The sequence below is a fragment of the Verrucosispora sp. WMMD703 genome (assembly GCF_049178935.1).
GTDB classification, from domain to species: domain Bacteria; phylum Actinomycetota; class Actinomycetes; order Mycobacteriales; family Micromonosporaceae; genus Micromonospora; species Micromonospora sediminimaris.
In genome coordinates, this window is sequence record NZ_JBMHMM010000004.1 from 2,431,529 (window position 1) to 2,454,849 (window position 23,321).

27 protein-coding genes are annotated in these 23,321 nt (G+C 72.6%); 17 read left to right on the forward strand and 10 right to left on the reverse strand.

Annotated features, from left to right (window positions below):
- Positions 1 to 8: 8 nt before the first annotated feature.
- The 4 genes from ACN26Z_RS11675 to ACN26Z_RS11690 are packed head-to-tail and all read left to right on the forward strand — an operon-like array spanning position 9 to position 4,107.
- A complete protein-coding gene (locus tag ACN26Z_RS11675; RefSeq protein ID WP_396886617.1) occupies positions 9 to 1,439 on the forward strand; it encodes a PfkB family carbohydrate kinase in 1,431 nt (476 codons plus the stop codon).
- A 55-nt stretch (positions 1,440 to 1,494) separates the two neighbouring features.
- The gene (locus tag ACN26Z_RS11680) at positions 1,495 to 2,190 is read left to right on the forward strand and encodes an SDR family oxidoreductase (RefSeq protein ID WP_421461152.1); all 696 of its coding nucleotides are present in this window, start codon (positions 1,495 to 1,497) and stop codon (positions 2,188 to 2,190) included.
- Entirely contained in the window at positions 2,187 to 3,140 is a 954-nt protein-coding gene (locus ACN26Z_RS11685) for a glycosyltransferase family 9 protein (protein ID WP_421461155.1), read from the forward strand. The genes ACN26Z_RS11680 and ACN26Z_RS11685 overlap by 4 nt, the downstream gene beginning before the upstream one ends.
- Positions 3,124 to 4,107, forward strand: a complete 984-nt coding sequence (locus tag ACN26Z_RS11690; RefSeq protein WP_093404591.1) for a DNA topoisomerase IB — start codon at positions 3,124 to 3,126, stop codon at positions 4,105 to 4,107. The genes ACN26Z_RS11685 and ACN26Z_RS11690 overlap by 17 nt, the downstream gene beginning before the upstream one ends.
- A 6-nt stretch (positions 4,108 to 4,113) precedes the next feature.
- On the opposite strand, the gene ACN26Z_RS11695 is transcribed toward ACN26Z_RS11690, so the two are convergent.
- The gene (locus ACN26Z_RS11695) at positions 4,114 to 4,869 is read right to left on the reverse strand and encodes a TetR/AcrR family transcriptional regulator (protein WP_093404588.1); all 756 of its coding nucleotides are present in this window, start codon (positions 4,867 to 4,869) and stop codon (positions 4,114 to 4,116) included.
- Positions 4,870 to 4,962: 93 nt separating this feature from the next.
- Between ACN26Z_RS11695 and ACN26Z_RS11700 the strand changes: the two genes are divergently transcribed.
- Positions 4,963 to 5,928 (forward strand): ATP-binding cassette domain-containing protein, encoded by a 966-nt coding sequence (locus ACN26Z_RS11700; protein WP_093404842.1) that lies wholly within the window; start codon positions 4,963 to 4,965, stop codon positions 5,926 to 5,928.
- Complete coding sequence (locus ACN26Z_RS11705) at positions 5,921 to 6,685, forward strand: ABC transporter permease (protein WP_232511244.1); 765 nt, start codon at positions 5,921 to 5,923, stop codon at positions 6,683 to 6,685. The genes ACN26Z_RS11700 and ACN26Z_RS11705 overlap by 8 nt, the downstream gene beginning before the upstream one ends.
- 93 nt (positions 6,686 to 6,778) lie before the next feature.
- Here ACN26Z_RS11705 and ACN26Z_RS11710 read toward each other — a convergent pair whose 3' ends face one another.
- From ACN26Z_RS11710 to ACN26Z_RS11725, 4 genes are all read right to left on the reverse strand, one after another.
- Positions 6,779 to 7,282 (reverse strand): hypothetical protein, encoded by a 504-nt coding sequence (locus ACN26Z_RS11710; protein WP_093404837.1) that lies wholly within the window; start codon positions 7,280 to 7,282, stop codon positions 6,779 to 6,781.
- Positions 7,283 to 7,406: 124 nt separating this feature from the next.
- Positions 7,407 to 9,038 (reverse strand): RecQ family ATP-dependent DNA helicase, encoded by a 1,632-nt coding sequence (locus ACN26Z_RS11715; protein WP_421461158.1) that lies wholly within the window; start codon positions 9,036 to 9,038, stop codon positions 7,407 to 7,409.
- Between the two features lie 47 nt (positions 9,039 to 9,085).
- The gene (locus ACN26Z_RS11720; protein WP_421461160.1) at positions 9,086 to 10,036 is read right to left on the reverse strand and encodes a TIGR03557 family F420-dependent LLM class oxidoreductase; all 951 of its coding nucleotides are present in this window, start codon (positions 10,034 to 10,036) and stop codon (positions 9,086 to 9,088) included.
- Positions 10,037 to 10,112: 76 nt separating this feature from the next.
- Complete coding sequence (locus ACN26Z_RS11725) at positions 10,113 to 10,235, reverse strand: hypothetical protein (RefSeq protein WP_275415498.1); 123 nt, start codon at positions 10,233 to 10,235, stop codon at positions 10,113 to 10,115.
- Between the two features lie 213 nt (positions 10,236 to 10,448).
- Here ACN26Z_RS11725 and ACN26Z_RS11730 point away from each other — a divergent pair, with 213 nt between their 5' ends.
- Positions 10,449 to 11,969, forward strand: coding sequence for a glycoside hydrolase family 3 protein (locus tag ACN26Z_RS11730; protein ID WP_421461163.1), 1,521 nt, complete (start codon positions 10,449 to 10,451; stop codon positions 11,967 to 11,969).
- Here ACN26Z_RS11730 and ACN26Z_RS11735 read toward each other — a convergent pair.
- Positions 11,953 to 12,234 (reverse strand): GNAT family N-acetyltransferase, encoded by a 282-nt coding sequence (locus ACN26Z_RS11735; RefSeq protein ID WP_282240554.1) that lies wholly within the window; start codon positions 12,232 to 12,234, stop codon positions 11,953 to 11,955. The genes ACN26Z_RS11730 and ACN26Z_RS11735 overlap by 17 nt on opposite strands.
- 72 nt (positions 12,235 to 12,306) lie before the next feature.
- On the opposite strand from ACN26Z_RS11735, the gene ACN26Z_RS11740 reads away from it, so the two are divergent.
- The 7 genes from ACN26Z_RS11740 to ACN26Z_RS11770 all read left to right on the forward strand — a co-directional run bounded on the left by ACN26Z_RS11740 (position 12,307) and on the right by ACN26Z_RS11770 (position 16,593).
- Positions 12,307 to 12,687, forward strand: coding sequence for a hypothetical protein (locus tag ACN26Z_RS11740; protein ID WP_093404575.1), 381 nt, complete (start codon positions 12,307 to 12,309; stop codon positions 12,685 to 12,687).
- Positions 12,688 to 12,746: 59 nt separating this feature from the next.
- On the forward strand, positions 12,747 to 13,568 hold the full coding sequence (locus tag ACN26Z_RS11745; RefSeq protein ID WP_093404573.1) for a DUF1206 domain-containing protein: 822 nt from the start codon (positions 12,747 to 12,749) through the stop codon (positions 13,566 to 13,568).
- Positions 13,569 to 13,706: 138 nt separating this feature from the next.
- Positions 13,707 to 14,921 carry a mechanosensitive ion channel family protein gene (locus ACN26Z_RS11750; protein ID WP_093404570.1) on the forward strand — a complete coding sequence of 405 codons (1,215 nt, stop codon included), beginning with the start codon at positions 13,707 to 13,709 and terminating at the stop codon, positions 14,919 to 14,921.
- Between the two features lie 147 nt (positions 14,922 to 15,068).
- Positions 15,069 to 15,521, forward strand: a complete 453-nt coding sequence (locus ACN26Z_RS11755) for a phage holin family protein (RefSeq protein ID WP_210935192.1) — start codon at positions 15,069 to 15,071, stop codon at positions 15,519 to 15,521.
- Positions 15,518 to 15,829 (forward strand): DUF3618 domain-containing protein, encoded by a 312-nt coding sequence (locus ACN26Z_RS11760; RefSeq protein ID WP_093404565.1) that lies wholly within the window; start codon positions 15,518 to 15,520, stop codon positions 15,827 to 15,829. Before ACN26Z_RS11755 ends, ACN26Z_RS11760 begins: the two co-directional genes overlap by 4 nt.
- Positions 15,826 to 16,098, forward strand: a complete 273-nt coding sequence (locus ACN26Z_RS11765) for a DUF4235 domain-containing protein (RefSeq protein ID WP_093404563.1) — start codon at positions 15,826 to 15,828, stop codon at positions 16,096 to 16,098. The genes ACN26Z_RS11760 and ACN26Z_RS11765 overlap by 4 nt, the downstream gene beginning before the upstream one ends.
- Positions 16,099 to 16,389: 291 nt before the next feature.
- Positions 16,390 to 16,593, forward strand: a complete 204-nt coding sequence (locus tag ACN26Z_RS11770) for a cold-shock protein (RefSeq protein ID WP_011905669.1) — start codon at positions 16,390 to 16,392, stop codon at positions 16,591 to 16,593.
- 106 nt (positions 16,594 to 16,699) lie between these two features.
- Here the strand turns inward: ACN26Z_RS11770 and ACN26Z_RS11775 are convergent, their stop codons facing one another.
- A complete protein-coding gene (locus tag ACN26Z_RS11775; protein ID WP_093404560.1) occupies positions 16,700 to 16,894 on the reverse strand; it encodes a hypothetical protein in 195 nt (64 codons plus the stop codon).
- Positions 16,895 to 17,010: 116 nt separating this feature from the next.
- The gene (locus tag ACN26Z_RS11780; RefSeq protein ID WP_093404558.1) at positions 17,011 to 17,994 is read right to left on the reverse strand and encodes an aldo/keto reductase; all 984 of its coding nucleotides are present in this window, start codon (positions 17,992 to 17,994) and stop codon (positions 17,011 to 17,013) included.
- Between the two features lie 94 nt (positions 17,995 to 18,088).
- Between ACN26Z_RS11780 and ACN26Z_RS11785 the strand changes: the two genes are divergently transcribed.
- Positions 18,089 to 18,880, forward strand: a complete 792-nt coding sequence (locus tag ACN26Z_RS11785) for a trans-aconitate 2-methyltransferase (protein WP_421461166.1) — start codon at positions 18,089 to 18,091, stop codon at positions 18,878 to 18,880.
- A complete protein-coding gene (locus ACN26Z_RS11790; RefSeq protein WP_396886626.1) occupies positions 18,877 to 19,902 on the forward strand; it encodes an adenosine deaminase in 1,026 nt (341 codons plus the stop codon). Before ACN26Z_RS11785 ends, ACN26Z_RS11790 begins: the two co-directional genes overlap by 4 nt.
- A 292-nt stretch (positions 19,903 to 20,194) precedes the next feature.
- Here ACN26Z_RS11790 and ACN26Z_RS11795 read toward each other — a convergent pair whose 3' ends face one another.
- Both ACN26Z_RS11795 and ACN26Z_RS11800 read right to left on the reverse strand, forming a co-directional pair.
- Positions 20,195 to 21,598 carry a HAMP domain-containing sensor histidine kinase gene (locus ACN26Z_RS11795; RefSeq protein WP_170863431.1) on the reverse strand — a complete coding sequence of 468 codons (1,404 nt, stop codon included), beginning with the start codon at positions 21,596 to 21,598 and terminating at the stop codon, positions 20,195 to 20,197.
- Positions 21,599 to 21,627: 29 nt separating this feature from the next.
- A complete protein-coding gene (locus ACN26Z_RS11800) occupies positions 21,628 to 22,317 on the reverse strand; it encodes a response regulator transcription factor (RefSeq protein WP_093404550.1) in 690 nt (229 codons plus the stop codon).
- Between the two features lie 75 nt (positions 22,318 to 22,392).
- Here ACN26Z_RS11800 and ACN26Z_RS11805 point away from each other — a divergent pair, with 75 nt between their 5' ends.
- Complete coding sequence (locus ACN26Z_RS11805; RefSeq protein WP_093404546.1) at positions 22,393 to 23,313, forward strand: ADP-ribosylglycohydrolase family protein; 921 nt, start codon at positions 22,393 to 22,395, stop codon at positions 23,311 to 23,313.
- The last annotated feature ends 8 nt before the right edge of the window (positions 23,314 to 23,321 follow it).

Consider the following 23,321-nt stretch of genomic DNA (forward strand, 5'->3'; position numbering starts at 1 on the left):
AGGCAAGCGTGACGGGACCCGTGGTGGTGGTCGGCGACACCCTGCTCGACCGGGACGTCGAGGGTGTGGTCAACCGGCTCTGTCCGGACTCGCCGGTGCCCGTGCTCGACGAGATCGCGCACGTGGACCGGCCCGGCGGCGCCGGGCTCTCCGCCGTCTTCGCCGCCGCACAGGGTGCCGAGGTGGTGCTGGTGACCGCGTTGGCCGACGACGCCGGTGGGGCCCGGCTGAGCGTGCTGCTCGCCGCCGCCGGGGTGCAGGTGTATCCGCTGCGACTGGCCGGCGCGACCCCGGAGAAGATCCGGTTGCGGTCCGGGGGCCGGGTGCTGCTGCGCCATGACCGGGGCGGCGGGGTGGGGGAGTTGGGCGAGCCGGGCGAGGCGGTGCTGCGCGTTCTGGACCGGGCATCGGTGGTGCTGGTCAGCGACTACGGCCGCGCGGTGGCACGGCAGCCGGCGCTGCGCGCGGCCCTGGCCTCGATCCGCGCCCCGCTGGTGTGGGATCCGCACCCTCGCGGGCCCGCCGCGGTACCCGGGGCGAACCTGGTCACCCCGAACGAGGCGGAGGTGCGGGAGCTGATGGAGGCGCCGGTCGGCGCCACCCGGCTGGCCACCGCCGCCGAGGGTGCGCAGCGGCTGCGGCAGCGGTGGCGGGCGGGGGCGGTCGCGGTGACCCTCGGTGCCGACGGCGCGCTGCTCAGCCACGCCGGGTCGACCCCGCTGATGGTGCCCGCCCCGGTCGCCGCCGAGGGGGACACCTGCGGCGCGGGCGACCGGTTCGCCGTCGCCGCCTGTCTCGCCCTGGCCCGTGGCGCGCTGGTCTCCGAGGCGGTGCAGGAGGCGGTGGCGGAGGCATCGGCGTACGTGGCGGACGGTGGGGTGGCCACGGCGTTGCCGGCGCCGGTGCGGCGCGCCCCGCAGGCGGTGCACGCCGCGGTGGCCGGCGACCGGGTCGGGGTGGCCGCCTCCGCCGCCGCGGTCGCCCGGGTCCGCGCCGCCGGCGGCACGGTCGTCGCCACCGGTGGCTGTTTCGACCTGCTGCACGCCGGCCACGTGGCGACGTTGCAGGCCGCCCGGCAGCTCGGCGACTGCCTGATCGTGTGCCTCAACTCCGATGCCAGCGTCGCCGGGCTCAAGGGGCCGGACCGGCCGGTGATGCGCCAGGACGACCGAAGTCGCCTGCTGGCCGCGCTGAGCTGTGTCGACGCGGTCATGATCTTCGACGAGCCGACACCGGAAGCGGCGCTGTCCTGGCTGCGCCCGGACATCTGGGTCAAGGGCGGGGACTACGCCACCGGCGGCGGAGACGGCGACGGCCTGCCGGAGGCGGAGATCCTGCGCCGGTGGGGCGGTCACACGGTGGTGGTGCCCTACCTGGACGGGCGCTCCACCACCGAGATGATCGCCGCGACGGTCACCCGGACGGAGGTCGTCCGGTGAGCGTGAGGAGTGAGCCGGTGTTGCGAGCCCCGCAGTCGCGAACGAGGTTTGTCCGGTGAGCGCGCCGGCCACCGGGCGGACGGTGCTGGTCACCGGCGGCTCCAGCGGACTGGGCGCGGCCGTGGTGGCGGCGGTGGCTGCCTCCGGTGGTCGGCCGCTGGTGCTGGACCGGCAGGCGCCGGCCGACGGGGTGCCCTGGGCGGAGTGCGACCTGGCCGACACCCGCCGCGCCGAGGCGGCCACCCGCGAGTTGGCCGAACGCGTGGGCGGGCTGGATGCGGTGGTCACCGCCGCCGGCATCGACGTACCCGGTCGGCTCGCCGACGTGCCCGGCGAGACCTGGGACCGGATCGTCGCCGTCGACCTGCTGGCGACCGCCGCGGTGATCCGGGCCGCGCTGCCGTTCCTTACCGAGTCCCGGGGCACCGTCGTGACGGTGGCCTCCACCCTCGGCATCAAGGCGGTAAGCGACGCGACGGCGTACTGCGCGGCGAAGTTCGGGGTGGTCGGCTTCACCCGGGCGCTCGCCGCCGAACTGGCCGGCACGGTCGGTGTCACGCTGCTCATCCCGGGTGGGATGCGGACGGCCTTCTTCGACGAGCGCGACCCGCAGTACCGGCCGGGAGCGGACGCGATCCTCAACGATCCGGCCGACACCGCCGCCGCGATCATGTTCGCCCTGTCCCAGCCGGCCGGCTGCGCGATCCGCGAGATGGTCGTCTGCGCCGACCAGGAGACGTCGTACCCGTGATCCTGGCGCTGCGCGCCCTCGGCGTCGGTGATCTCGCCACGGCGGTCCCGGCGTTGCGGGCGTTGCGCGTGGCCTACCCGGACCAGCAGTTGGTGCTCGCCGCGCCGGCCTGGCTGGGGCCGCTTGTCGAGCTGGTCGGCGGGGTGGACCGGCTGCTGCCCACCGCCGGCCTGGACCGGCTGGGCCAGCCCGCCGGGCGGGTGGAGGTGGCGGTCAACCTGCACGGCCGGGGCCCACGGTCGCACCGGCTGCTGGCCGCCGTCCGACCTGACCGGATGTTCGCCTTCGCCAACGCCGAGGCGTCTCACGCCGACGGGCCGGAGTGGGACGACGACGAGCACGAGGTGTCGCGCTGGTGCCGGCTGCTGTGGGGGTACGGGATTCCGGCCGACCCGGCCGACCTGGACCTGCGCCGCCCGCCGTCGAGCGGAGCGACCGGCGAGGTCACGGTGCTGCACCCCGGTTCGAAGGAGCCGGCCAAGCGTTGGCCGGCCGGCCGGTACGCGACCCTGGCCCGGGAGCTGACCGGACGGGGGCACCGGGTGGTGTTGACCGGCAGCGCCGCGGAGCGGGCCGTGGTGGCTGACATCGCGTACCGGGCCGGGTTGCCTGCCGCTGCGGTGCTGGCCGGCCGCACGGACCTGGCCCAACTCGCCGCTCTGGTCGCCGGGGCGCGCCTGGTGGTCAGCGGGGACACCGGGGTGGCGCACCTGGCCACCGGCTACCGCACCCCGTCGGTGGTGCTGTTCGGCCCGGTTTCGCCGACCCGTTGGGGGCCACCGCCGGAGCGCCGACGGCACCTGGCGCTCTGGGCCGGCGCGCGGGCATGGCCGGCGTGGGACGGGGTAGGTGACCATCCCACGATGGTCGCCCTCGGTGTGGACGAGGTGCTGGCCGCCGTCGACGAGGTGGAGCGGGCGGTGCGGGTGGACCGTGCGGTTGCGGCGTAGCGATCCGGGTCGGCCGGGGTACCGGCGACGCCGACGGGGCAGCGGCTGGTCGTTCCTGGACCCGCGCGGCGAGCCGGTACGCGATCCCGACGAGTTGACCCGGCTGCGTGCCCTGGTCATTCCACCGGCCTGGCGGGACGTGTGGATCTCGCCGTACCCGAACGGGCACATCCAGGCCATCGGTATCGACGCGGCCGGACGTAGGCAGTACCTCTACCACCCGCTGTGGCGACAGCGGCAGGACGAGGCGAAGTTCGACCACGTGTTGGAGGTGGCCGGCCGGCTGCCGCTGCTGCGCGAGCGGGTCGGCCACGATCTGGCGGTACGGGGGCTGCGCCGCGAGCGGGTGCTGGCGACGGTGACCCGGCTGCTCGACATGGGCACTTTCCGGGTCGGCAGCGACCAGTACGCGGCGGGCGAAGATCCGACGTTCGGGGTGGCGACCCTGCGCCCCGAACACGCCCGGCTGCGCCGGGGTTGTGTGCTGTTCGAGTTCCCGGCCAAGGGGGGCATCGAGCAGGTACGGCTGATCTCCGACCCGCAGTTGTGCCGGGTGCTCACCGATCTGCGCCGGCGCAGACGGGCGGCCGACCGGCTGTTCGGTTACTGGGACGGCCGGCAGTGGCGGGACGTACGGGCCGACGAGGTCAACGACTACCTCCGCGAGGCCAGCGGCGGCGAGATGACCGCGAAGGATTTCCGCACCTGGCACGCGACGGTACGGGCGGCGACGGAGCTGGCCGCGGTGACCTCCGCCCGGTCGGTCACCGCTCGACGTCGGGCGGTGGCGGCGGTGATGCGACAGGTGGCGGAGCTGCTCGGCAACACTCCGACGGTGGCCCGCGCCTCGTACGTGGACCCGAGGGTGGTGGATCTGTTCCACGACGGTGTGGTCGCTCCGGTGACCGAGGGGACCTCGCCGGAGCAGGCCGAGCGGGCGGTGCTGACCCTGCTGGCGCGGTGCTGACCGCCGTCATTGCGACGAGGCGGCAGCGCGGGCATCGATCATCGCCGCCACCCCGTCGAGGATCCGGTCCAGTCCGAACCGCCATTCGAGGTCGACGTCGTCGTCGTACTCTTCGCCCTCGCCCAGCAGCTCGTGGATCGCCGGGTACGGGCCGGGCGCGGTGAGCACGGCGAGGTGCTGCCAGTAGCGCAGGCCCACCTGCTCCGGCGTCTGCCCGGTCCGGGCGGCGGCCTCGACGATGTCGGCGGTGAGCGTGGCCCAGCTGCGGGCGTACCCGCTGACCAGCATGATCGTGGAGATCCGCTCACTGGCGCGTAGCCCGGTGCCGCGCAGTGCGACGAGCCCGTACTCCAACCAGCGCACCTGGTTGGGGTTGATCGGTGGACCGCTGATCGGCACGTGCCGCATCCAGGGCTGGCGGCGCAGTGCGGCGACGTTGCCCTCACCCCATCGGGCCAGGGCCGGCCGCCAGCCTTCATCAGCGCCACGGGGGTGCGGCGGCGGGCCGAACGCGGTGTCCACCATGAGGTCGAGCAGATCGTGTTTGGTCGGCACGTACCGGTACAGCGACATCGTCGCCACGCCGAGTTCGCTTGCCACCCGGCTCATCGACACCGCCGTCAGCCCTTCGGCCTGGGCGATCTGGATCCCGGCGGCAACCACCTGGTCGAGGCTGAGGCTGCGTTTCGGACCACGGCTCGGGCGGTCGCGCAGCCCCCAGGCGAGCGCGACGTTCTCGGGCAGCTCAACGTCTCCGTTCACTCCACCTCCAGGCCGGCGTTGACCGCCAGCATATCTTTTGCGTATGGTCCACGCAGATAAGCGTATGCCATACGCAGATTAGGGAGGGTGATCATGGCGAATGGACCGCCGGCGGTCGAGCTGGTCGATCTGCGCAAGTCCTTCGGGGACCACGTCGTGCTCGACGGGCTGACCCTGCGGGTGCCCACCGGCGGAGTGCACGCCCTGCTGGGGCAGAACGGGGCCGGCAAGACCACCACGGTGCGGATCCTGGCGACGCTGACCCGGCCGGATTCGGGTACCGCCCGGGTGGCCGGCCACGACGTGGTGCGTCAGCGGCGCCGGGTGCGCCGGGCGATCAGCCTCGCCGGCCAGCACGCGGCACTCGACGACGGGCAGACCGGCGTGGAGAACCTGACCATGCTGGCCCGGCTCGCCGGGCTGCGGGCACCGGCGGCCCGCGCCCGCGCCGCGGCGCTGCTGGACCGCTTCGACCTGGCCGACGCCGCCGGGCGGCGGGTGGTGACCTACTCCGGCGGGATGCGGCGCCGCCTCGACCTGGCGGCCAGTCTGGTCGGCGCCCCGTCGGTGATCTTCCTGGACGAGCCCACCACCGGCCTCGACCCGCGTAGCCGGCAGGGGCTGTGGGAGGTGATCGGCGAGCTGGCCGGTGCCGGGGTGACGGTGTTGCTCACCACGCAGTACCTGGAGGAGGCCGACCGGCTCGCTGACCGGATCATGGTGCTGCACGACGGTGGGCTCGTCGCCGAGGGGACGGCGCTCGACCTCAAACGCCGGTTCGGTGCCCAACGCTTGGAGCTGACCTGGCGTGACGCCGCCGGCCTTGCCGCCGCGGCGCGGCGGTTGGGTGACCGGGTGACCCACCGCGATCCGGCCCGGCTGGCGTTGTCCGTGGCCACCGACGGCACCGCACCCCAGGTACGTGGCCTGCTCGACGAGGTCGATCCGGACCGGCACGGGGTGGTCCGGTTCACCGTCCGGGAGGCGACCCTCGATGACGTCTTCTTCACGCTCACCGGCCGTCCGGCGAGCCCCGAGCGGGAGGTGGCCCGTGTCTGAGCTGACCGTCCGGCCGATGCACGCCGCCGTGATGATCGGCCGCTGCGTCCGGCTGTCCCGGCGCAACATCGACGCGCTGCTCACCTCGCTGCTGCTGCCGGTGATCCTGATGCTGCTCTTCGTCTACCTCTTCGGCGGGGCGATCGAGACCGGTTCGGCGTACGTGACCTATGTGGTGCCCGGGGTGCTGCTGCTCTGTGCCGGCTTCGGGGCGGCCGGCACGGCGGTCAGTGTCACCACCGACCTGACCAACGGCATGATCGAGCGGCTCCGCACGATGGACGTGGGCGCCACCTCCATCCTCGCCGGGCACGTGGTGGCGAGCGTGGCCCGCAACGCGGTCTCCACGGTGCTGGTGCTGGGGGTGGCTGTGGCCATCGGGTTCCGGCCGGCCGTCGCGCCGCTGCGCTGGCTGGCCGCCGCCGGGGTGCTGCTGCTGTTCCTGCTGGCGGTGTCGTGGCTCTCGGCGGCGTTCGGCCTGTTGGCCCGGACCCCGGAGGCGGCCAACGGCTACACCTTCCTGGTGATGTTCCTGCCCTATCCGAGCAGCGCCTTCGTACCGGTCGAGACCATGCCCAGTTGGCTGCGTGGCTTCGCCGAGCACCAACCGGTCACCCCGGTCATCGAGTCGCTGCGCGGCCTCCTGCTGGACACCCCGGTCGGTACGGCACCGACCCAGGCGGCGGCCTGGTGCCTCGGCCTGCTAGCCCTCGCCATGCTCCTCTCCGCCCTACTGTTCCCCCGCCGGGTGGCCTGACCCGCACTGCCGGCGGTCGCGGGATGCGGCATCTCGGGGTTACCCGAACCGGGGAAGGCCCGAGATGCCGCATCCCGTTGAGCTGCCCCGGGTTCAGTCGTTGAGGACCTGGGCCAGGCGGTCGCGGAAGCGGCGCTCGGAGGGGCTGACCTCGGTGCCGCCGAGGCCGAGCACGCCGCCGGTGCTGGCCGCGCCGACGACCTGCTCGGCGATCTCCACCAGCCAGTGCCGGTACGCGCCCGCCTCGCCCTCGTCCACCTTGGCCGCCAGCAGCGCCGACGCCTCCTTGGCCCGGCCCAGCACGTCCTCGGCGTAGCCGCGCGGGTCCGGTGGCTCGATGACCGGCAGTTCCTCGCCGGCCTCCGGGTCGCCGACCCGGGTGACGATCTCGCCGGCCACGGCGGCCACCAGCGGACTGGCCGACTCCCGCCCGCCGGAGATGGTCTCCAGACCGGCGGCCCCCTCGGCCATCGTCGCCTTGGTGCCGTCGGACTCGGCGGCGCTCGCCGCGGTGAGCACCGACTGTGGCAGGCCGACCAGCAGCCCCCACTCCTCGTCGGAGAAACCGAAACCGGTGTACGCCGGCTCTTCGATCACGACCCGCCCCTCCCGCTCGTCGTTCACGTCTCGTCAGCCGTACCGCCGGTGGCGGCCGGTCTGGTCTTTCCGCCCGACCCGGCCGGGCCCGACAGCCCCGGCCACCGGCAGCGGCCGGATCAGGTTAGTCCAGGGTGAGCAGACCCTGTTCGGACACCACGCTCACCGACAACGTCTTGTACCCGACCTCGTCGAACAGGACCGTCATCCGATCCTCCTCGTAGCTGAGCACCAGGCCGGAGCCCCACTCGGCGTGCCGCACCTGGCTGTGTACCGGGAACGGGCCCACCGAGCCGTCGTCGGGCACGCTGGTGCCGGCGTGGCAGTTGTCGCAGTGCCCGCAGATCTCGGTCATCTGCTCGCCGAAGTAGGCAAGCAACGTCTGTCCCCGGCAGGCGCTGGTCTCGGCGAAGGCGCGCATCATGTCGGTACGCGAACGGGTCAGGCTCTGCTGCCGTTCCGCCTCGGCCACCGCGGCCGCCGCCGCGTCGACCGGAGTGGGGGCGTAACGGGGTGCGCCGATGCGCTGTCCCGCCGCCTGCTGGGCGGCACCGACCTGTTCGAGCAGGGCGAGGTACTGCCCGAGCTTGCGCGGACCGAGCCCCGTCACCTCGCGCAGCTCCTTGCGGGTGGTCGGTTCCTTGCGCAGCAACGCGGCCAGATCGCGCAGCTCGGTGGCGTCCGGCAGGCCACCGCTGAAGAAACGCTGCAGCCCGACGTCCTCGGCCTGCCAGAGCAACAGGACCCGGGCCGGCTCGCCGTCGCGACCGGCCCGACCGATCTCCTGGAAGTAGCTGTCCGGCGAGTCGGGCAGCGCCATGTGCACCACCCAGGCGATGTTCGGCTTGTCGATGCCCATGCCGAACGCCGAGGTAGCCACCATGATCGGCACCTGGTCGGCGAGGAACGCCTCGTGCAGCCGGGCACGGGCGTTGGCCGGCATCCCGCCGTGGTAGTACTGCGCGGGATAGCCCGCGTCGGTCAGCCGGGCGGACAGTTCCTCGGCGGCGCGACGGGTGGGCACATAGATGATGCCGGGCCGCTTGTCGTCGCGCAGCAGGGCGATCAGCCGCCGCCACCGGTAGTCCTCGGTGGGGCAGTGCGCCACCTCGAAGAAGAGGTTGGGACGGTCCAGCCCGGACACCACGATCTCGGGCTTGCGCAGCCGCAGCCGGTCGACGATGTCGTCGCGTACCGGTGGGGAGGCGGTGGCGGTCAGCGCGACCACCGGTGGCCGGCCGATGCCCTCGATGAGCTGCCCGAGGGCCAGGTAGTCCGGGCGGAAGTCGTGGCCCCAGGCGGAGATGCAGTGCGCCTCGTCGATCGCTACCAGCGCCGGCTTGAGGTCCCGGACCTCGGCCAGCCGATCGGGGTTGGCCAACTGCTCCGGAGTGATGAAGAGAAACTCGGCCCGCCCGTCGCGGATCTCGGCGATCGCCTCGGCCTGCTGGGCCGCGGTCTCGTCCGAGCTGATCCGGACCGCTCGCAGTTCCGAGCGCTGCCGCTCGTTGAGCGCGGCGATCTGGTCCTGCTGGAGTGCCAGCAGTGGTGAGATCACCACGGTCGGGCCGGGGATCAGGCTGGCCGGGATCTGGTAGATCGCCGACTTGCCGGCGCCGGTGGGCAGCACCACCAGGGCGTCGCGGCGGCGCATCACGGCCCGCATCGCGGCCAACTGGTTGGGCCGCAGGGCGGTCCAACCGAACAGACTGCGCGCGGCGCGGCGCAACGACATCGAGTGCGTGGTCAGCTTCATCGAAGGCCGCAGGTACCCGGGAGCCTCCGCGCCGAAACCCGAGTTGATCAGCGTGCCCGGGGAAGTACCTCGCGCTGGTACAGGTCGAGCAGCCCCGGCCAGTTCGGCCCGGTGTTGGCGACGTAGAGCTCGTCGAAACCCGCCTTCGCGTACGCGTCGATCTTCGCCAGGTGGGCGTCGGCGTCGTTGCCGCAGACGAACGCGTCGCGCATCGCCTCCGGATCCACGAGCGTGGCGGCCTGCTCGAAGTGCCGGGGCGAGGGCAGGACCTGAAGCAGCTCACCGGGGATCGCCTCGGTCGGCCAGCGCTCGTACGCCAGCCGCATACCCTCCTCGACCGTCGACGCGTACGCGGCCTTGAAACCTGCCTGGCAGGGCTTGTCGCCGCCGCCGTTGTCCCGGAACCGGCGCACCAGGTCGGCGTCGGGCATGGTGTTGACGAACCCGTCGCCGATCCGCGCGGCCAGGTCCACCGCCTTCGGACCGAACGCGGACACGTAGATCGGCGGGGGAGTCTCGGGCAGCGTGTAGATCCGGGCGTGCTCCACCTGGTAGTGCCGGCCGTGGTGGTTGACGAAGCCGCCGCGCCACAGCTTGCGCATCACCTCGACCGCCTCCTCCAGCATCTCCAGCCGGACGCCGGCCTGCGGCCAGTGGTCGCCGAGGATGTGCTCGTTGAGTGCCTCCCCGGAGCCCACCCCGAGGACGAACCGGCCGGAGTGCAGCACCGCGCTGGTCGCCGCGGCCTGGGCGAGCACCGCCGGGTGGATGCGTACGGTCGGGCAGGTGACGGCGGTGGTGACCGGCAGCCGGCAGACCTGGCTCAGCGCGCCGAGCATCGACCAGACGAAGGGGCTCTGCCCCTGGGCGTCGATCCAGGGGTGGTAGTGATCGGAGATCCACAGCGCCTCGAAGCCGGCCCGCTCGGCGGCCCGGGCCTGGTCGAGCAGTTCGGCCGGCGCGTACTCCTCGGTGGACAGGAAGTATCCGATCTTCATTTTCGCCCCTTCGGCCCCGCTGATGCCTGTGGGGCAGGCGGTACCCGGGCCGCCGCCGGTCACACCTGACGGGCGGTCAGCGGCGGAACATCGCGCGGATGGCGAGGAGCAGCAGCAGGCCGCCGACCACCAGGCCGAGCAGGCGTACGCCGGGGACGTCGGCCGGGCTCGTCGCGTCGGCCAGTAGCACGGGGTCCATACCCGCACTGTCGCGGTGTAGCGCTCCCAAGGCAACTGTAAGGTTTATTGACTATTGAGTGGCGCGGTGTGACCATGTCTGCACCGCCGGCCGGCGGGAGTCCACGGCGGAACACGCGGGGGTACAGCGCCGAATGAGCGAGCGGCAGCGAGCGAATCATCAATTCAGCGCGGTGGTGCCTCATGGCGGCACGCAGCGAAGCGGAGTGCCGTCATGAGCGATCGAGTTGAGCGCAACGCAAACCTGGCGGCCCTGGCGGCCGCGGTCCTGCAACCCGGTTTCGTCGGCACCGTCCCACCTACCTGGATCTGCCGCTGGCTCGGCGACGGGCTCGGCTCGGTGGTGCTGTTCAGCCGTAACGTCGTCGATCCCGGGCAGGTCGCCGAGCTGACCGCGGCGCTGCGCGCGGAACGGCCGGACGTGATCGTCGCCATCGACGAGGAAGCGGGTGACGTGACCCGGATCGAGTCCGGCCGGGGCAGCTCCCGCCCGGGCAACCTGGCGCTCGGCGCGGTGGACGACCCGGCGCTGACCGAGCAGGTGGCCCGCGACCTCGGCGTGGAACTGGCCGCCGCCGGGATCACCCTGAACTACGCGCCGGACGTCGACGTCAACTCCAACCCGGACAACCCGGTGATCGGTGTCCGCTCGTTCGGCGCGGATCCGTCGCTTGTCGCCCGGCACACCACCGCCTGGGTACGCGGCCTGCAGTCCGGTGGCGTCGCCGCCTGCGCGAAGCACTTTCCCGGCCACGGTGACACCCGCGTCGACTCCCATCACGACCTGCCTCGCATCGACGCCGACCGGGCCCGGCTGCACGCGGTGGAACTGGCCCCGTTCCGGGCTGCCGTGGCGGCGGGCGTCCAGGCCGTGATGACCGGGCACCTGCTGGTGCCCGCCCTGGATGCCGACCTGCCGGCGACGCTGAGCGACCGCATCCTGGGTGGCCTGCTGCGCGAGGAGATGGGCTTCGACGGAGTCGTGGTGACCGACGCGGTGGAGATGGGCGCGGTGGCCGACCGCTACGGTTTCGCCGGTGCGGCGGTGCGTGCCCTGGCCGCCGGGGCGGACGCGATCTGTGTGGGCGGCGAGCACGCCGACGAGGAGACGGCCCGGCACCTGCGCGACGCGATCGTCGACGCGGTGGTCGCCGGTGAGCTGCCCGAGGAGCGGCTGGCCGAGGCGGCCAAGCGGGTCGGCCAACTCGCTGCCTGGACGGTGGCGGCGCGTGCCGGCCGTTCCGGGACGCCGGTCGCCACGGCCGGCTCGACGGTCGGGCTGGCGGCGGCCCGGCTGGCCGTCCGGATCACCAGGTGCGGGGCCTCGGCCACCTCGTTGCCGCTGACCGGCCCGTCGCACGTGGTCGAGTTTCAGCCGCCGCACAACATCGCGATCGGGTCGGAGACCCCCTGGGGGGTGGCGGCGCCGCTGGCCGCTCTCGTGCCGGGCACCACGAGCGTCCGGTACGTCGAGAACTCGGTGCCGGCCGACCTGGCCGCCGACGCCACCGGCCGGCCGCTGGTGCTGGTGGTGCGCGACCTGCACCGGCACGCCTGGATGCGGGACGCGGTCGACCGGGCGTTGGCCGTCCGCCCCGACGCGGTGGTCGTCGAACTCGGGGTGCCCGCGCTGGTCACCGGCGCGGTGCACGTCGCCACCCACGGCGCCACCCGGGCGGCCGGTCGGGCCGCGGCCGAGTTGCTCGCCGGCGGCGCCGTCAGTCCGGGCTGGTGACCAGGTCGGCGTACTCCGGGTGGCGTTCGATGAAGGCGGCCATGAACGGGCAGCGGGGCACCACCCGCTGCCCCTGCGCGCGGACCTGGTCCAGGGTGCCCCGCATCAACGCCGAACCGACGCCCATGTTCTGAAAGGCCGAGTCGACCTCGGTGTGCGTGAAGATCAGCACCTGTTCGCGGGGCAGGTACGCGGTGAAGCCGGCGAGCGCGTCGTCGACCAGGATCTCGTAGCGGTGTTTGGCGGGATTGTCCTCGACCAGCATGCTCACCCCTGCATTGTCCATCGCCGGTCGGACCGGCTGGTCGGTTCGCCGGGGTCTCGTACGCTTGACGGCGTGACGAACCGATCCCCCGCCGGCAAGCCCCCGCTCACCCCCCGCCGTGGCACCCCCACCCGACTCGCCGGCCTGCTGGCCGGTCTCGCGCTCGGCGCGGCCCTGCTGGCCGGGTGCAGCTCCGAGGGCGCCAGCACCGACTGCGGGCTGGACGCCTGCACGGTGACCTTCGACCGGGGCGTGGACGCCCGGGCCAACATCCTCGGCGTCGAGGCCCGTCTGGTCGAGGCACAGGACGACGTGGTCACCATCGAGGTGGGCGGCGAGCAGCTCTCCCTGACGGTCGGCCAGCAGGCGGCCGACGTCGGTGGTCTCGCGGTCACCCTGGACAGCGTCACCGACAGCGAGGTGAAGGTCCGCATCGCCCGTAACGGCGGCTGATGGCGTCCGGGCGGCGGCCAGCACGTTTGGAAATCTTCGCGTTCGGAGATTGAGGCGCCATGCCTCTTACCCGGAACGCCGAAGCCACCGCCGCCCGTACGGCCGACAGCCGGTGGCTGGAACTCCTCGCCCGGGCCGGTTTCATCGGCTACGGGATCGTGCACCTGCTGTTCGGCTGGCTGGCGCTGCAGATCGCGTTCGGCAATTCGTCCGACGACGGCGACCAGTCCGGCGCGCTGCGTACCCTCGCCGCGCAACCCATGGGTCAGTTCCTGGTCATCGCCATCGCCGTGGGCATGCTCGCCATGGCGATCTGGCAGGCCCTGGAGGCGGCCGTCGGGCACCACACCGAGCGGGGTAACGACCGGCTCAAGGAGCGGATCATCTCCGCCGCCCGCACCGTCATCTACCTCTGGCTGGCCTGGACCGCCTGGCGGGTCTTCTCCAACGCCAACTCCGACAGCGCCTCCCAGCAGGAGGACCTGACCGCCCGGATGATGGAGTCCACCGGCGGTCGGTGGTTGGTCGGCCTCGCCGGCCTCGTCCTCGCGGGCATTGGTGTCGGCATGACGATCTACGGCCTCAAGAAGAAGTTCATGAAGCGGTTGAAGACCGGCGAGATGAACGCCAAGACCCGGCAGCTCGCCCGTCGGCTCGGCATGGCCGGCTATGCCTCCCGGGGTGTCGCCTTCGCCGTCACCGGCCTGCTGGTCATACTGGCCGCGGTGAACTACGACCCGGAGAAGGCCCGCGGTCTGGACGCCGCGCTTCGGACCCTGCGTGACCAGTCGTTCGGCACCATCCTGCTCATCCTCATCGCGCTGGGTATCGCCGCCTTCGGCGTCTACTGCTTCCTCCAGTCCCGCTACCGCAAGGTATGACCTTCTCCTCCCCGGCCACCCCCGCGGTGGCCGGGGCCGGCAATCCAGGGCACCATTGCCCCTTTGCCGGATCTTGATTGCCCGCACGCCGGACACCACCACCGGGGATCGTCGTCGGGCCGGAAGGAGAAGCAACACGTGCACAGCTACCTCGTGACGGTCGTCGCCGCGCTCGCCGCGGCGGCGATCGCTCTTGCCGTGGTCGAGGTGGTGCACCGCCTCACCCGTCGCTGGGGCCGCAAGTCACTGCTGCTGACCGAGTTGACCCAGCACGCGCACCGCTCGTTCCAGGTCGCCGCCACGGTGCTCGCCGTGCAGTTCGCCGTCCGGTTCAGCACCGGGTACGCGATCGGCACCGGCTGGCGTCAGGCACTGCTGCACCTGCTGGTGCTCGCCGTCATCGCCACCGCGGCCTGGCTGGTCGCCTCGCTGCTGGTGGTGGTAGAGGACACCGCGCTCGCCCGGTTCCGGGTGGACGTGCCGGACAACCGGCACGCCCGGCGGGTACGCACCCAGGTGGTGATGCTGCGTCGGGTGACCATCGTGGTGATCGTCGTCATCACCCTCGGCGTGATGCTGATGACCTTCCCCGCCGTGCGGGGGATCGGTGCCGGTGTGTTGACCAGCGCCGGTGTGGTCGGTGTCGTCGCCGCCCTGGCCGCGCAGAGCCTGCTGGGCAACGTCTTCGCCGGCCTGCAACTCGCCTTCAGCGACGCGGTACGCCTCGACGACGTGGTGGTGATCGAGGGGGAGTGGGGTCGGATCGAGGAGTTGACCCTCAGCTACGTGGTGGTGCAGATCTGGGACGACCGGCGGTTGATCCTGCCCACCTCCTACTTCACCAGCAAGCCGTTCCAGAACTGGACCCGTACCGAGGCGAAGGTCCTTGGCACCGCCGAGTTCGAGGTCGACTGGTCGATCCCGGTGCAGGCCATGCGCGAGGAGCTACGCCGGCTGGTCGAGAGCACCGAACTGTGGGACGGCCGGGTCTGTGTCCTCCAGGTCACCGACGCGACCGGCGGGACGATCAAGGTTCGCGCGCTGGTGAGTGCCGCCAACGCGGGCGCGCTGTGGGACCTGCGCTGCCTCGTGCGGGAGCAGCTGGTGGCGTGGGTACGCGATCACCGTCCCACCGCGATGCCCCGACTGCGTACGGAGGTCGGCGACGGCGCGAGCGACCTGGCGTGGCAGTGGATCCAGCCGCGCCACGCGACGCGGCGACAGGCCGAGGCCGAGATGCCCGACGACGCCCGGCTCTTCGGTGGCAGCGACGACGGCCACGCCCGCAACGAGGCCTTCGTCGGCCCGGACGAGCCCGCCGAACCTCGGGAGCCCGCCGAACCTCGCCGCTGACCACCTCGTTATCCACTCGGATGTGGAGGTTTGGCGCGGCGTTCGGCGGGGACGTGCTGCCCGACGCTTCTGCCCCCTTTTTCGGGAACAGGATTGACGAGCGGCGACTCCGGGCATACAGCGCGGTGATGACGAGAGGGGGACAGCATGGCTGACGTGGCGAATGCCCGTACGTCCCACAACGGGCGCATGTCCCACAACGGGACGGAGCCGTCCACCGCCGAACTGGTCCAGCGGGCGACCGAGCAGGTCTCGCGCCTGGTTCGGGACGAACTCGCACTGGCCCGCGCCGAGCTGACCGAGAAGGGTAAGCAGGCCGGCATCGGTGCCGGGCTGTTCGCAGGCGGTGGCGCCCTCGCCTTCTTCGGTCTGGGGGCACTGGTGACCGCCGCGATCCTCCTGCTGGCCCTGGTGCTGCCGGCGTGGGCAGCCGCCCTGATCGTGGCGGTGGCCCTGTTCCTGGTCGCCGGAGTGCTCGCGCTGATCGGCAAGCGCCGGGTCAGTCGCGCGGTCCCGCCGGTGCCCGAGGCGACCGTGCGCAGCCTGCGAGCCGACGTCGACGTGGTCAGCGCTGCGGTGAAGGACAGGGGACGGGCATGACAGGCAACGGTACGGGTGACACGGAGGCGCTGCGGGAGGAGATCCGGCGCACCCGCGTCGAGTTGGGCGAGACGATGGAGGCGCTGGCCGCCAAGGCCGACGTCAAGAAGCGACTGAAGTCCTCGGCGGACCAGGCACGCGAGCGGGTACGTGAGCAGGCTGCGGTGACCGTCGCCCGGGTACGCGCCCAGGCCGGTCTCCACCAGCAGGGACCGGGTCGGCAGGGGCCCGCTCCGTTCATCGCGCTCGCGGCCGGTGCGGTCGCCACCGCCGTGGTGTTGATGATCATTAGAGGGAGGCGTGCGTGAGCAAGGGAATCGGCAGGGCCGCCTACAAGCCGGTGGGCGTGCTGATGGGCTTCGCCGCCGGTGCGATCGCGGGCGCGGTCTTCCGCCAGGTGTGGAAGATGACCGCCGGTGACGGTGAGGCGCCCAACCCGACCGACGAGGACCGCCGCTGGGGGGAGATCCTGGCGGCGGCTGCCTTGCAGGGAGCCATTTTCTCGGTCGTCCGGGCGGCCGTCGACCGAGGTGGTGCGGTCGGCGTCCGCCGGATCACCGGTAGCTGGCCGGACTGAACGTCCATGCCAAGGCCCTCTCACCAGTTGCCGGTGAGGGGGCCTTTCGCCTTATCCCACCGCCTCCGCCCACGACGGATCTCACGCATCCCTCAGGTCACATGTCGGAGAATTTCGTCGGTTAGGCTGTGCAGAGTTTTTGCGTACGTGGTTAAGCTGTTCCACGCTGTTGAGAGATGGCGTGGGTTGAGAGAAGTCTCCTTCATTGGGGGCCGCCTCAGGCACCGCTGCTCAAAAACGGCCAACCGGCCGCACGGTGTGCTCGGCCGCCAGTTTTAGAAGGAGATACACATGGCGCAGGGAACCGTGAAGTGGTTCAACGCTGACAAGGGCTTCGGCTTCATCACCGTCGACGGCGGGGGTGCTGACGTGTTCGTCCACTTCTCGGCCATCCAGACCAGCGGCTACCGCACGCTGGAGGAGAACCAGCGGGTGGAGTTCGAAATCGCCCAGGGCCAGAAGGGTCCGCAGGCCGAGCAGGTCCGCCCCCTCTGAGGCACCGGTCGGCGACCGCCGGCCAGTGGCGAGGCAGTCCCGAATCAGTGCGAAGCCCCGCGTCCCGGATGGACGCGGGGCTTTCCGCATGATTGGTGCGTTGGCCTCAACGGCGGTTGCGGGCGCGTACGCCGAGCCAGAGCAGGGCCAGACCGACAAGGATCAGCAACGGACCGAGTACCGCCCAGATCCGCTGGCCGGTCATCACGCTGCCCTCGACGTAACCGAGGCCCTGCACCGTCCACACCGCACCCACGACCACGGCCAGCAGACCGAGTGTGAGTCGGAGCCAACCGTTCATCGCGGTCTCCCTCTGCTGTGGCCCGCCACCTGGCTGCGCACCGGTGGGGCCGCCGGACGGGCCGCCGCCGGGCGCACCGGCGGGGCCGCCGGACGGGCCGCCGCCGGGCGCGCCGCTCACCATCGGTGGTGCACCTGGGGTCGGATCAGGTCGTCGTAGACCGCCGCCACCTCGGCAAGTTCCTCAGAGGACAGTGCTGGCTGGCCGGCCACGGCGGCGTTGCCGCGGGCCTGAGTGGCGTCGCGGGCGCCCGGAATGACCACGGTGACGCCCGGTTGGTCGAGCACCCAGCGCAGCGCGAACTGGGCCATCGTGCGGTCCTCGCCGACCAGCGGGGCGATCCGTCGCACGGCGGCCAGGCCGGTGGTGAAGTCCACCCCGGAGAACGTCTCGCCGACGTCGAACGCCTCGCCGTGCCGGTTGTAGTTGCGGTGGTCGTCGGCGGCGAAGGTGGTGTGCTCGTCGTACCGGCCGGAGAGCAGGCCACTGGCCAGCGGGACGCGGGCGATGATGCCGACCCCGGCGGCCGAGGCGGCCGGCAGCACGCGTTCGAGCGGCTTGTGGCGCAGCGCGTTGAGAATGATCTGCACGCTGGCCACCCCGGGCCGGGCGATCGCGGTGAGCGCCTCGTCGCAGGTCTCCACGCTGACGCCGTACGCGGCGATCCGCTTCTCGGCCACCAGGGTGTCGAGGGCGTCGAAGACCTCGTCGGTGGCGAAGACGGCCGTCGGCGGGCAGTGCAGCTGCACCAGGTCCAGCGTGTCCATGCCGAGGTTGGTCCGGGACCTGTCGGTCCACCGGCGGAAGTTGTCCAGGGTGTACGCCTCGGGCGTCTGTGCCACCCGTCGGCCCATCTTGGTCGCCACCGTCAGCCCGGCGTCGGGGTGCGCCGCCAGGAAGCGTCCGATCAGCTGTTCGCTGCGCCCGTCGCCGTAGACGTCGGCGGTGTCCAGGAAGGTGACCCCGGCCTCGACCGCGGCGGTCAGCACCGCGATCGCGTCGTCCTCGGTCACCGTGCCCCAGTCGGCGCCGAGCTGCCAGGCGCCGAGCCCGACCACACCGACCTGGCGATCCATTCGGGGGAACGTGCGTTGCTCCATGAGGTGAGCCTAGTGACCCGGCTTGCCTCCGGCACGGGCCGGGCCGTACGGTCAACAAGACGGACGTACGGTTTGCGATGGGGGTGGGGCGGTCATGTGGGATCCGACGGCATACCTGCGCTACGGCGACGAACGGTCCCGGCCCTTCCACGACCTGCTGGCCCGGGTGGACGCCGACCACCCCCGGCGGGTGGTCGACCTCGGCTGCGGTCCCGGCACCCTCACCGCCGTGCTCGCCGCCCGCTGGCCGGACAGCCGGGTCGTCGGCCTGGACTCCTCGCCGGAGATGATCGCGCGGGCCACCGCGCTTGACGTCCCGGTCAGCTTCCAGGTGGCTGACGTCCGCGACTGGCGTCCCGACCCGGACAACGACGTGGTGCTCAGCAACGCGGTGCTCCAGTGGGTCCCCGGCCACCGTGACCTGCTCGTCCGCTGGGCCACCGAGCTGCCGGCCGGCGCCTGGCTGGCGGTGCAGGTGCCGGGAAACTTCGACGCGCCCTCGCACCGGGCGCTGCGCGAGGTCGCCGGCCACCCGCCGTGGCGGGCGGCGTTGACCCCGCTGCTGCGCGAAGCGCCGGTCGCCGACCCGGCCGACTACGCCGAGTCGCTGGTCGCCGTCGGCTGCACCGTCGACGCCTGGGAGACTACCTACGTGCACCTGCTGGCGGCCGGTCCCGACTCGGCCCACCCCGTGCTGACCTGGCTGGAGGGCACCGCCCTGCGCCCGGTCCGGGCGGCGCTCGACCCGGCCGGCTGGTCCGCCTTCCGGGCCGCGCTGGCGGTACGCCTGAGCGAGGCGTACCCGGTGCGGCACGGCCAGGTGTACTTCCCGTTCCGACGGATCTTTCTCGTCGCCCGTACCGGTTCCGCCCAGGAGAACTCGTGACCGACCTGCGTTCCTTCATCGCCGGACTGCCCAAGGTGGAGCTGCACGTGCACCACGTCGGCTCCGCCTCGCCCCGCATCGTGGCCGAGCTGGCCGCCCGGCACGAGGGACGCAGCCCCGTCCCGGCGGACCCGCAACTGCTTGCCGACTACTTCGTCTTCCGCGACTTCGCCCACTTCATCGATCTGTACCTCAGCGTGGTCGACCTGATTCGCGACCCGGAGGACGTCTGGATCCTCACCCACGAGGTGGCCCGGGAACTGGCCCGCCAGCAGGTCCGCTACGCCGAGCTGACCGTGACGCCCTACTCCCACGTACGGCGCGGCATTGCGGCGCCGGCGTTCTGCGAGGCGATCGAGGACGCCCGCAAACGGGCCGCCGCCGACTTCGGCATCGAGCTGCGCTGGTGCTTCGACATTCCCGGCGAAGCGGGCCTGCCGGCCGCCGAGGAGACCCTGCGGATCGCGCTCGACGAGCGCCCCGACGGGTTGATCAGCTTCGGCCTCGGCGGCCCGGAGATCGGTGTGCCGAGGCCGCAGTTCAAGCCCTACTTCGACCAGGCCCGCGCGGCCGGGCTGCGGTCGGTGCCGCACGCCGGGGAGACCACCGGCCCGCAGACGATCTGGGACGCGCTGCACGAGCTGGGCGCCGAACGCATCGGCCACGGCATCTCCGCCGCGCAGGATCCGCGACTGCTCGCGTACCTGGCCGAGCAACAGATCGCGCTGGAGGTCTGCCCGACGTCGAACGTGCGTACCCGGGCCGTGGCCGACCTCGACGAGCACCCGCTGCGCCGGCTGGTCGACGCGGGAGTGCTGGTGACCATCAACTCCGACGACCCGCCGATGTTCGGCACCACCCTGGACGACGAGTACGCGGTCGCGGCCCGGCTGCTCGACATCGGCCCGGACGGGGTGGCCGCGCTGGCCCGTAACGCGGTGACCGCGTCCTTCCTCGACGGGACCGGCAAGCAGCGGATCCTCGCCGAGATCGACACCTACCTCGCCAACCGGCGCGGCTGACGCCGCCGCACCCTGCGGCGGGTGCGGGGTCGGTGCCCCCCGACGGTCAGCTCGACCGCGTCCGGCCAGGTGGCGCGCGGCGGGAGGAGGTGTGGGGGGACCGTGTCTCCCGCCGCGCGCACGGCTCCACCGGCCGAATGCGCTGGGAGCGATAGGCCGGTGGAACTGCTCGGTTCGCAGCGATCCTGTCAGCCGGACCGGTCGGGCGGAACCTGGTTAATTCGGATCTAAGAAAGACTTGTGCCGTCGCACAGCCCGAGGCGATCGGCTCCCTACCCGGAGCGCCTGACGGTCAGCCGTCCGTCGGGCGCTGCCGGGGCCAGCGGCGTCCACGGGCCTTCTGGTCCCGACTCTCCCGCGCCATCCGGCCCACCAGGCCGAACCGGCTGACCTGGCGCGGCGTAGCCTCCGGGTCGGCCAGCAGCATCACCACACTCGCCCCGCCCAGGTGGGCCCGGTCGATGCTGACCGAGCCGTTGGCCTGCAACGCCACCCGCTTGGCGATGTCCAGCCCCAACCCGGTGGAGCCCTGGTCGCTGGCGCCGCGTCGCAGCGCCCGGTCCGGGTTGGCGATACCGGGACCGGCATCGTCGATCCGGATGGCCACGTATCCGTCGCGGCGCGACACCGCCACCTCGAACGCGGTGCCCTGTGGGGTGTAGCGGAACACGTTGCCGATCACGGCGTCCAGGGCGGCAGCCAGCTCGGCGCGGGGGACCGGCGCGGGAATACGCAACTGGGCGCCGGAGACCCGGTGCGGACGGTTCTGGTCACCGGCGAGGGCGGCCCAGAACACCATCCGGTCCCGGACGACCTCGCTCACGTCGCACATCGCCGGTGGCGCGGCCTCGGTCGCCACCGCCTTACGGGTGGTCTTGATCAGTACGTCGATCTCACCCTCCAGGGTGACGATCGCCTGCCGGATGCGTCGGATGCCGCGCCGGTAGTCCAACTCTGCCTGACTGAACGAGCCGACACTCGTGTCGTCGGACTCCAGCGCCTCGGCGTCCAGCCGCAGCACGGTCAACGGGGTACGCAGCCGGTGGGACAGGTCCGCCACCAGTTCCCGCTCCTCGGTGCGCGCCGCCACCAACCGTTCCGCCATCCGGTTGAACGCGTGGCCGGCCTGGACCAGCTCGCGCGGGCCATGCGGCTCCACGCGTACCCCCAGGTCGCCGTCGCCGATGGCGAGCGACGCCTTGACCAGGGCCCGGCTCGCGTCGGCCGCCCGGGCGGCGAGCCGGTCCACCACCAGCATCGCGGCACCCACCAACGCGACGGCCACCCCGGCCAGCAGCAACCACCGGCCGCCACCGGCGTCGAGCGCGGCATCCGGGACGAAGACCTCCACCACGGCGGTCTGCTCGCCAAGCACCACCGGATCCAGCCGCAACACCCCGCCGTCGACGTCGACGACCAACGATCGGCCCTGCTCCCGGGCCTGCGCCAGGTGCGCCGCGTCGGCCCGTCCGGCGGAGGAGTCCACGTCGAGCCCGTGCACGACGGGCCGGGTGGCCGGGTCGCCGCCGCTGGCCTCGATCGCCCGGGTGACCACCTTCGCGTCGGTGCTGATCGCCAGGGCCCCGGTCACCAGCGCGCTGCGCCGGGCCGCGTCGGCGATCGCTTCCTCGCGTGCCTGCCCGCCGAGGGTCAGCCCGAGCGGCACCAGGAAAGCCAGCGCCAGCAGAGTGCCCACACCGGCCGTCCAGAGGGCCAGCGCCCTTCTCAGTCCGGCGCCACCAGCCGGAAGCCCACCCCCCGCACGGTGCGCAGGTAGCGCGGCTTCGCCGCGGACTCGCCCATTTTGCGCCGTAGCCAGTACAGGTGAACGTCGATGGTCTGATCCTCGCCGACCGATGGCTGCCGCCATACCTCCTCCAAGAGTTCCCGCCGGGACACTACCCGGCCAGGGCGGGCGGCGAGATACGCCAGCAGGTCGAATTCCTTGCGGGTCAGCGCCAGCGCCGCACCGTCGAGGTGGGCGCTGCGCTCGCCGACGTCCACCTTCAGCCCGCCGACGCTGTGCACGGCCGGCTGGGCGGAGCGGCTGGCCCGGCCCGCGCGGCGCAGCACGGTGGTGATTCGGGCGTCCAGGTGCGCGCCGGTGAACGGCTTGATCATGTAGTCGTCCGCGCCGGCCCGGAGCAGCTTGACCACGGACTGCTCGTCGTCGCGGGCGGTGGCGATGATGATCGGCACGTCGGTGATGCCCCGGAGCATCCGCAACGCGTCTGAGCCGTCCAGATCCGGCAGGCCGAGGTCGAGCACCACCAGGTCCGGTGTCTCGGCGGCAACCCGGCGCAGCGCGTCCAGGGCGGTGCCCACCGCGTGTACGGCGTGACCCCGGTCGGTGAGGGAGCGAAGCATCGCGCCGCGTACGACGTGATCGTCTTCGACCAGGAGGACGGTGGCCACCCAAGCACGGTACTCGGGGCGGCAAGTGTGGCGTCATTGCGGCCCACCCCGGGTACCCGCCAAGCTGGTGCGACCATGACGTTCACCCTCTATCCAGACACCCGCCTGGCCCTGGCCCGGGACAGCCTCGCCGGCCTGTCCGTCGGCGACGCCCTCGGCTCCCAGTTCTTCGTACCCGGCCGGCACCCCGCCGACCTGGCCGCCGACCGGCTCCCGCCACCGCCCTGGCAGTGGACCGACGACACCGAGATGGCCTGCTCGGTGCTGGCCCAGTTGGCCGCGGCCGGCCGGATCGACCGGGACAGCCTGGCCCTCGACTTCGCCGGACGCTGCGAGCCCTACCGCGGCTATGGCCCCGGAGCGGTGCGCATCCTGCGCCTGATCCGGACCGGCACCCCGTGGCCGGTCGCTGCCGCGTCCGCGTTCGACGGGCAGGGCTCCTGCGGCAACGGGGCGGCGATGCGGGTCGCCCCGTTGGGTGCGTACTTCGCCGACTCGACCAGCCGGGTGGTCGCGCAGGCACAGGCATCGGCCGAGGTGACCCACGCCCACCCGGAGGGGATCGCCGGTGCCGTGGCGGTGGCGGTGGCCGCCGCCCGAGCCGCCCGGGCCCGGCTGGAGGGCGACCGGCCGGACCCGGAGCGCCTGCTCGCCAGCGTCGCCGCCGCGGTCGACCCGGCGACCGAGGTGCACCGGGGGGTACGCCGGGCGGCGGGGCTGCTCGGCCGTCCGCTGCCGGAGGCGGTGGACACGCTCGGCAACGGGTCCCGCGTCACCGCGCCGGACACCGTCGCCTTCACCTGCTGGGTCGCCGCCACCCACCTGGACGACTACCCGGCCGCGGTACGCGCCTGCGTCGAGGCGGGTGGTGACGTGGACACCACCGCCGCCATCGCCGGGGGGATCGTCGCCGCGTACACCGGGGTCGCCACCGACGGCGGGGTGCCCGCCGACTGGCTGGCCGCCCGGGAGCCGCTACCCGACTGGGTCGGCTGACCCGGACG

Coding starts and splice junctions, on each gene's coding strand:
- ACN26Z_RS11755 (WP_210935192.1), top strand. CDS start 15,069: ATGGCTGACGTGGCGAATGCCCGTACGTCCCACAACGGGCGCATGTCC.
- ACN26Z_RS11720 (WP_421461160.1), bottom strand. CDS start 10,036: ATGAAGATCGGATACTTCCTGTCCACCGAGGAGTACGCGCCGGCCGAA.
- ACN26Z_RS11760 (WP_093404565.1), top strand. CDS start 15,518: ATGACAGGCAACGGTACGGGTGACACGGAGGCGCTGCGGGAGGAGATC.
- ACN26Z_RS11715 (WP_421461158.1), bottom strand. CDS start 9,038: ATGAAGCTGACCACGCACTCGATGTCGTTGCGCCGCGCCGCGCGCAGT.
- ACN26Z_RS11775 (WP_093404560.1), bottom strand. CDS start 16,894: ATGAACGGTTGGCTCCGACTCACACTCGGTCTGCTGGCCGTGGTCGTG.
- ACN26Z_RS11785 (WP_421461166.1), top strand. CDS start 18,089: ATGTGGGATCCGACGGCATACCTGCGCTACGGCGACGAACGGTCCCGG.
- ACN26Z_RS11735 (WP_282240554.1), bottom strand. CDS start 12,234: ATGCTGGTCGAGGACAATCCCGCCAAACACCGCTACGAGATCCTGGTC.
- ACN26Z_RS11700 (WP_093404842.1), top strand. CDS start 4,963: ATGGCGAATGGACCGCCGGCGGTCGAGCTGGTCGATCTGCGCAAGTCC.
- ACN26Z_RS11805 (WP_093404546.1), top strand. CDS start 22,393: ATGACGTTCACCCTCTATCCAGACACCCGCCTGGCCCTGGCCCGGGAC.
- ACN26Z_RS11745 (WP_093404573.1), top strand. CDS start 12,747: ATGCCTCTTACCCGGAACGCCGAAGCCACCGCCGCCCGTACGGCCGAC.
- ACN26Z_RS11725 (WP_275415498.1), bottom strand. CDS start 10,235: ATGGACCCCGTGCTACTGGCCGACGCGACGAGCCCGGCCGACGTCCCC.
- ACN26Z_RS11770 (WP_011905669.1), top strand. CDS start 16,390: ATGGCGCAGGGAACCGTGAAGTGGTTCAACGCTGACAAGGGCTTCGGC.
- ACN26Z_RS11730 (WP_421461163.1), top strand. CDS start 10,449: ATGAGCGATCGAGTTGAGCGCAACGCAAACCTGGCGGCCCTGGCGGCC.
- ACN26Z_RS11780 (WP_093404558.1), bottom strand. CDS start 17,994: ATGGAGCAACGCACGTTCCCCCGAATGGATCGCCAGGTCGGTGTGGTC.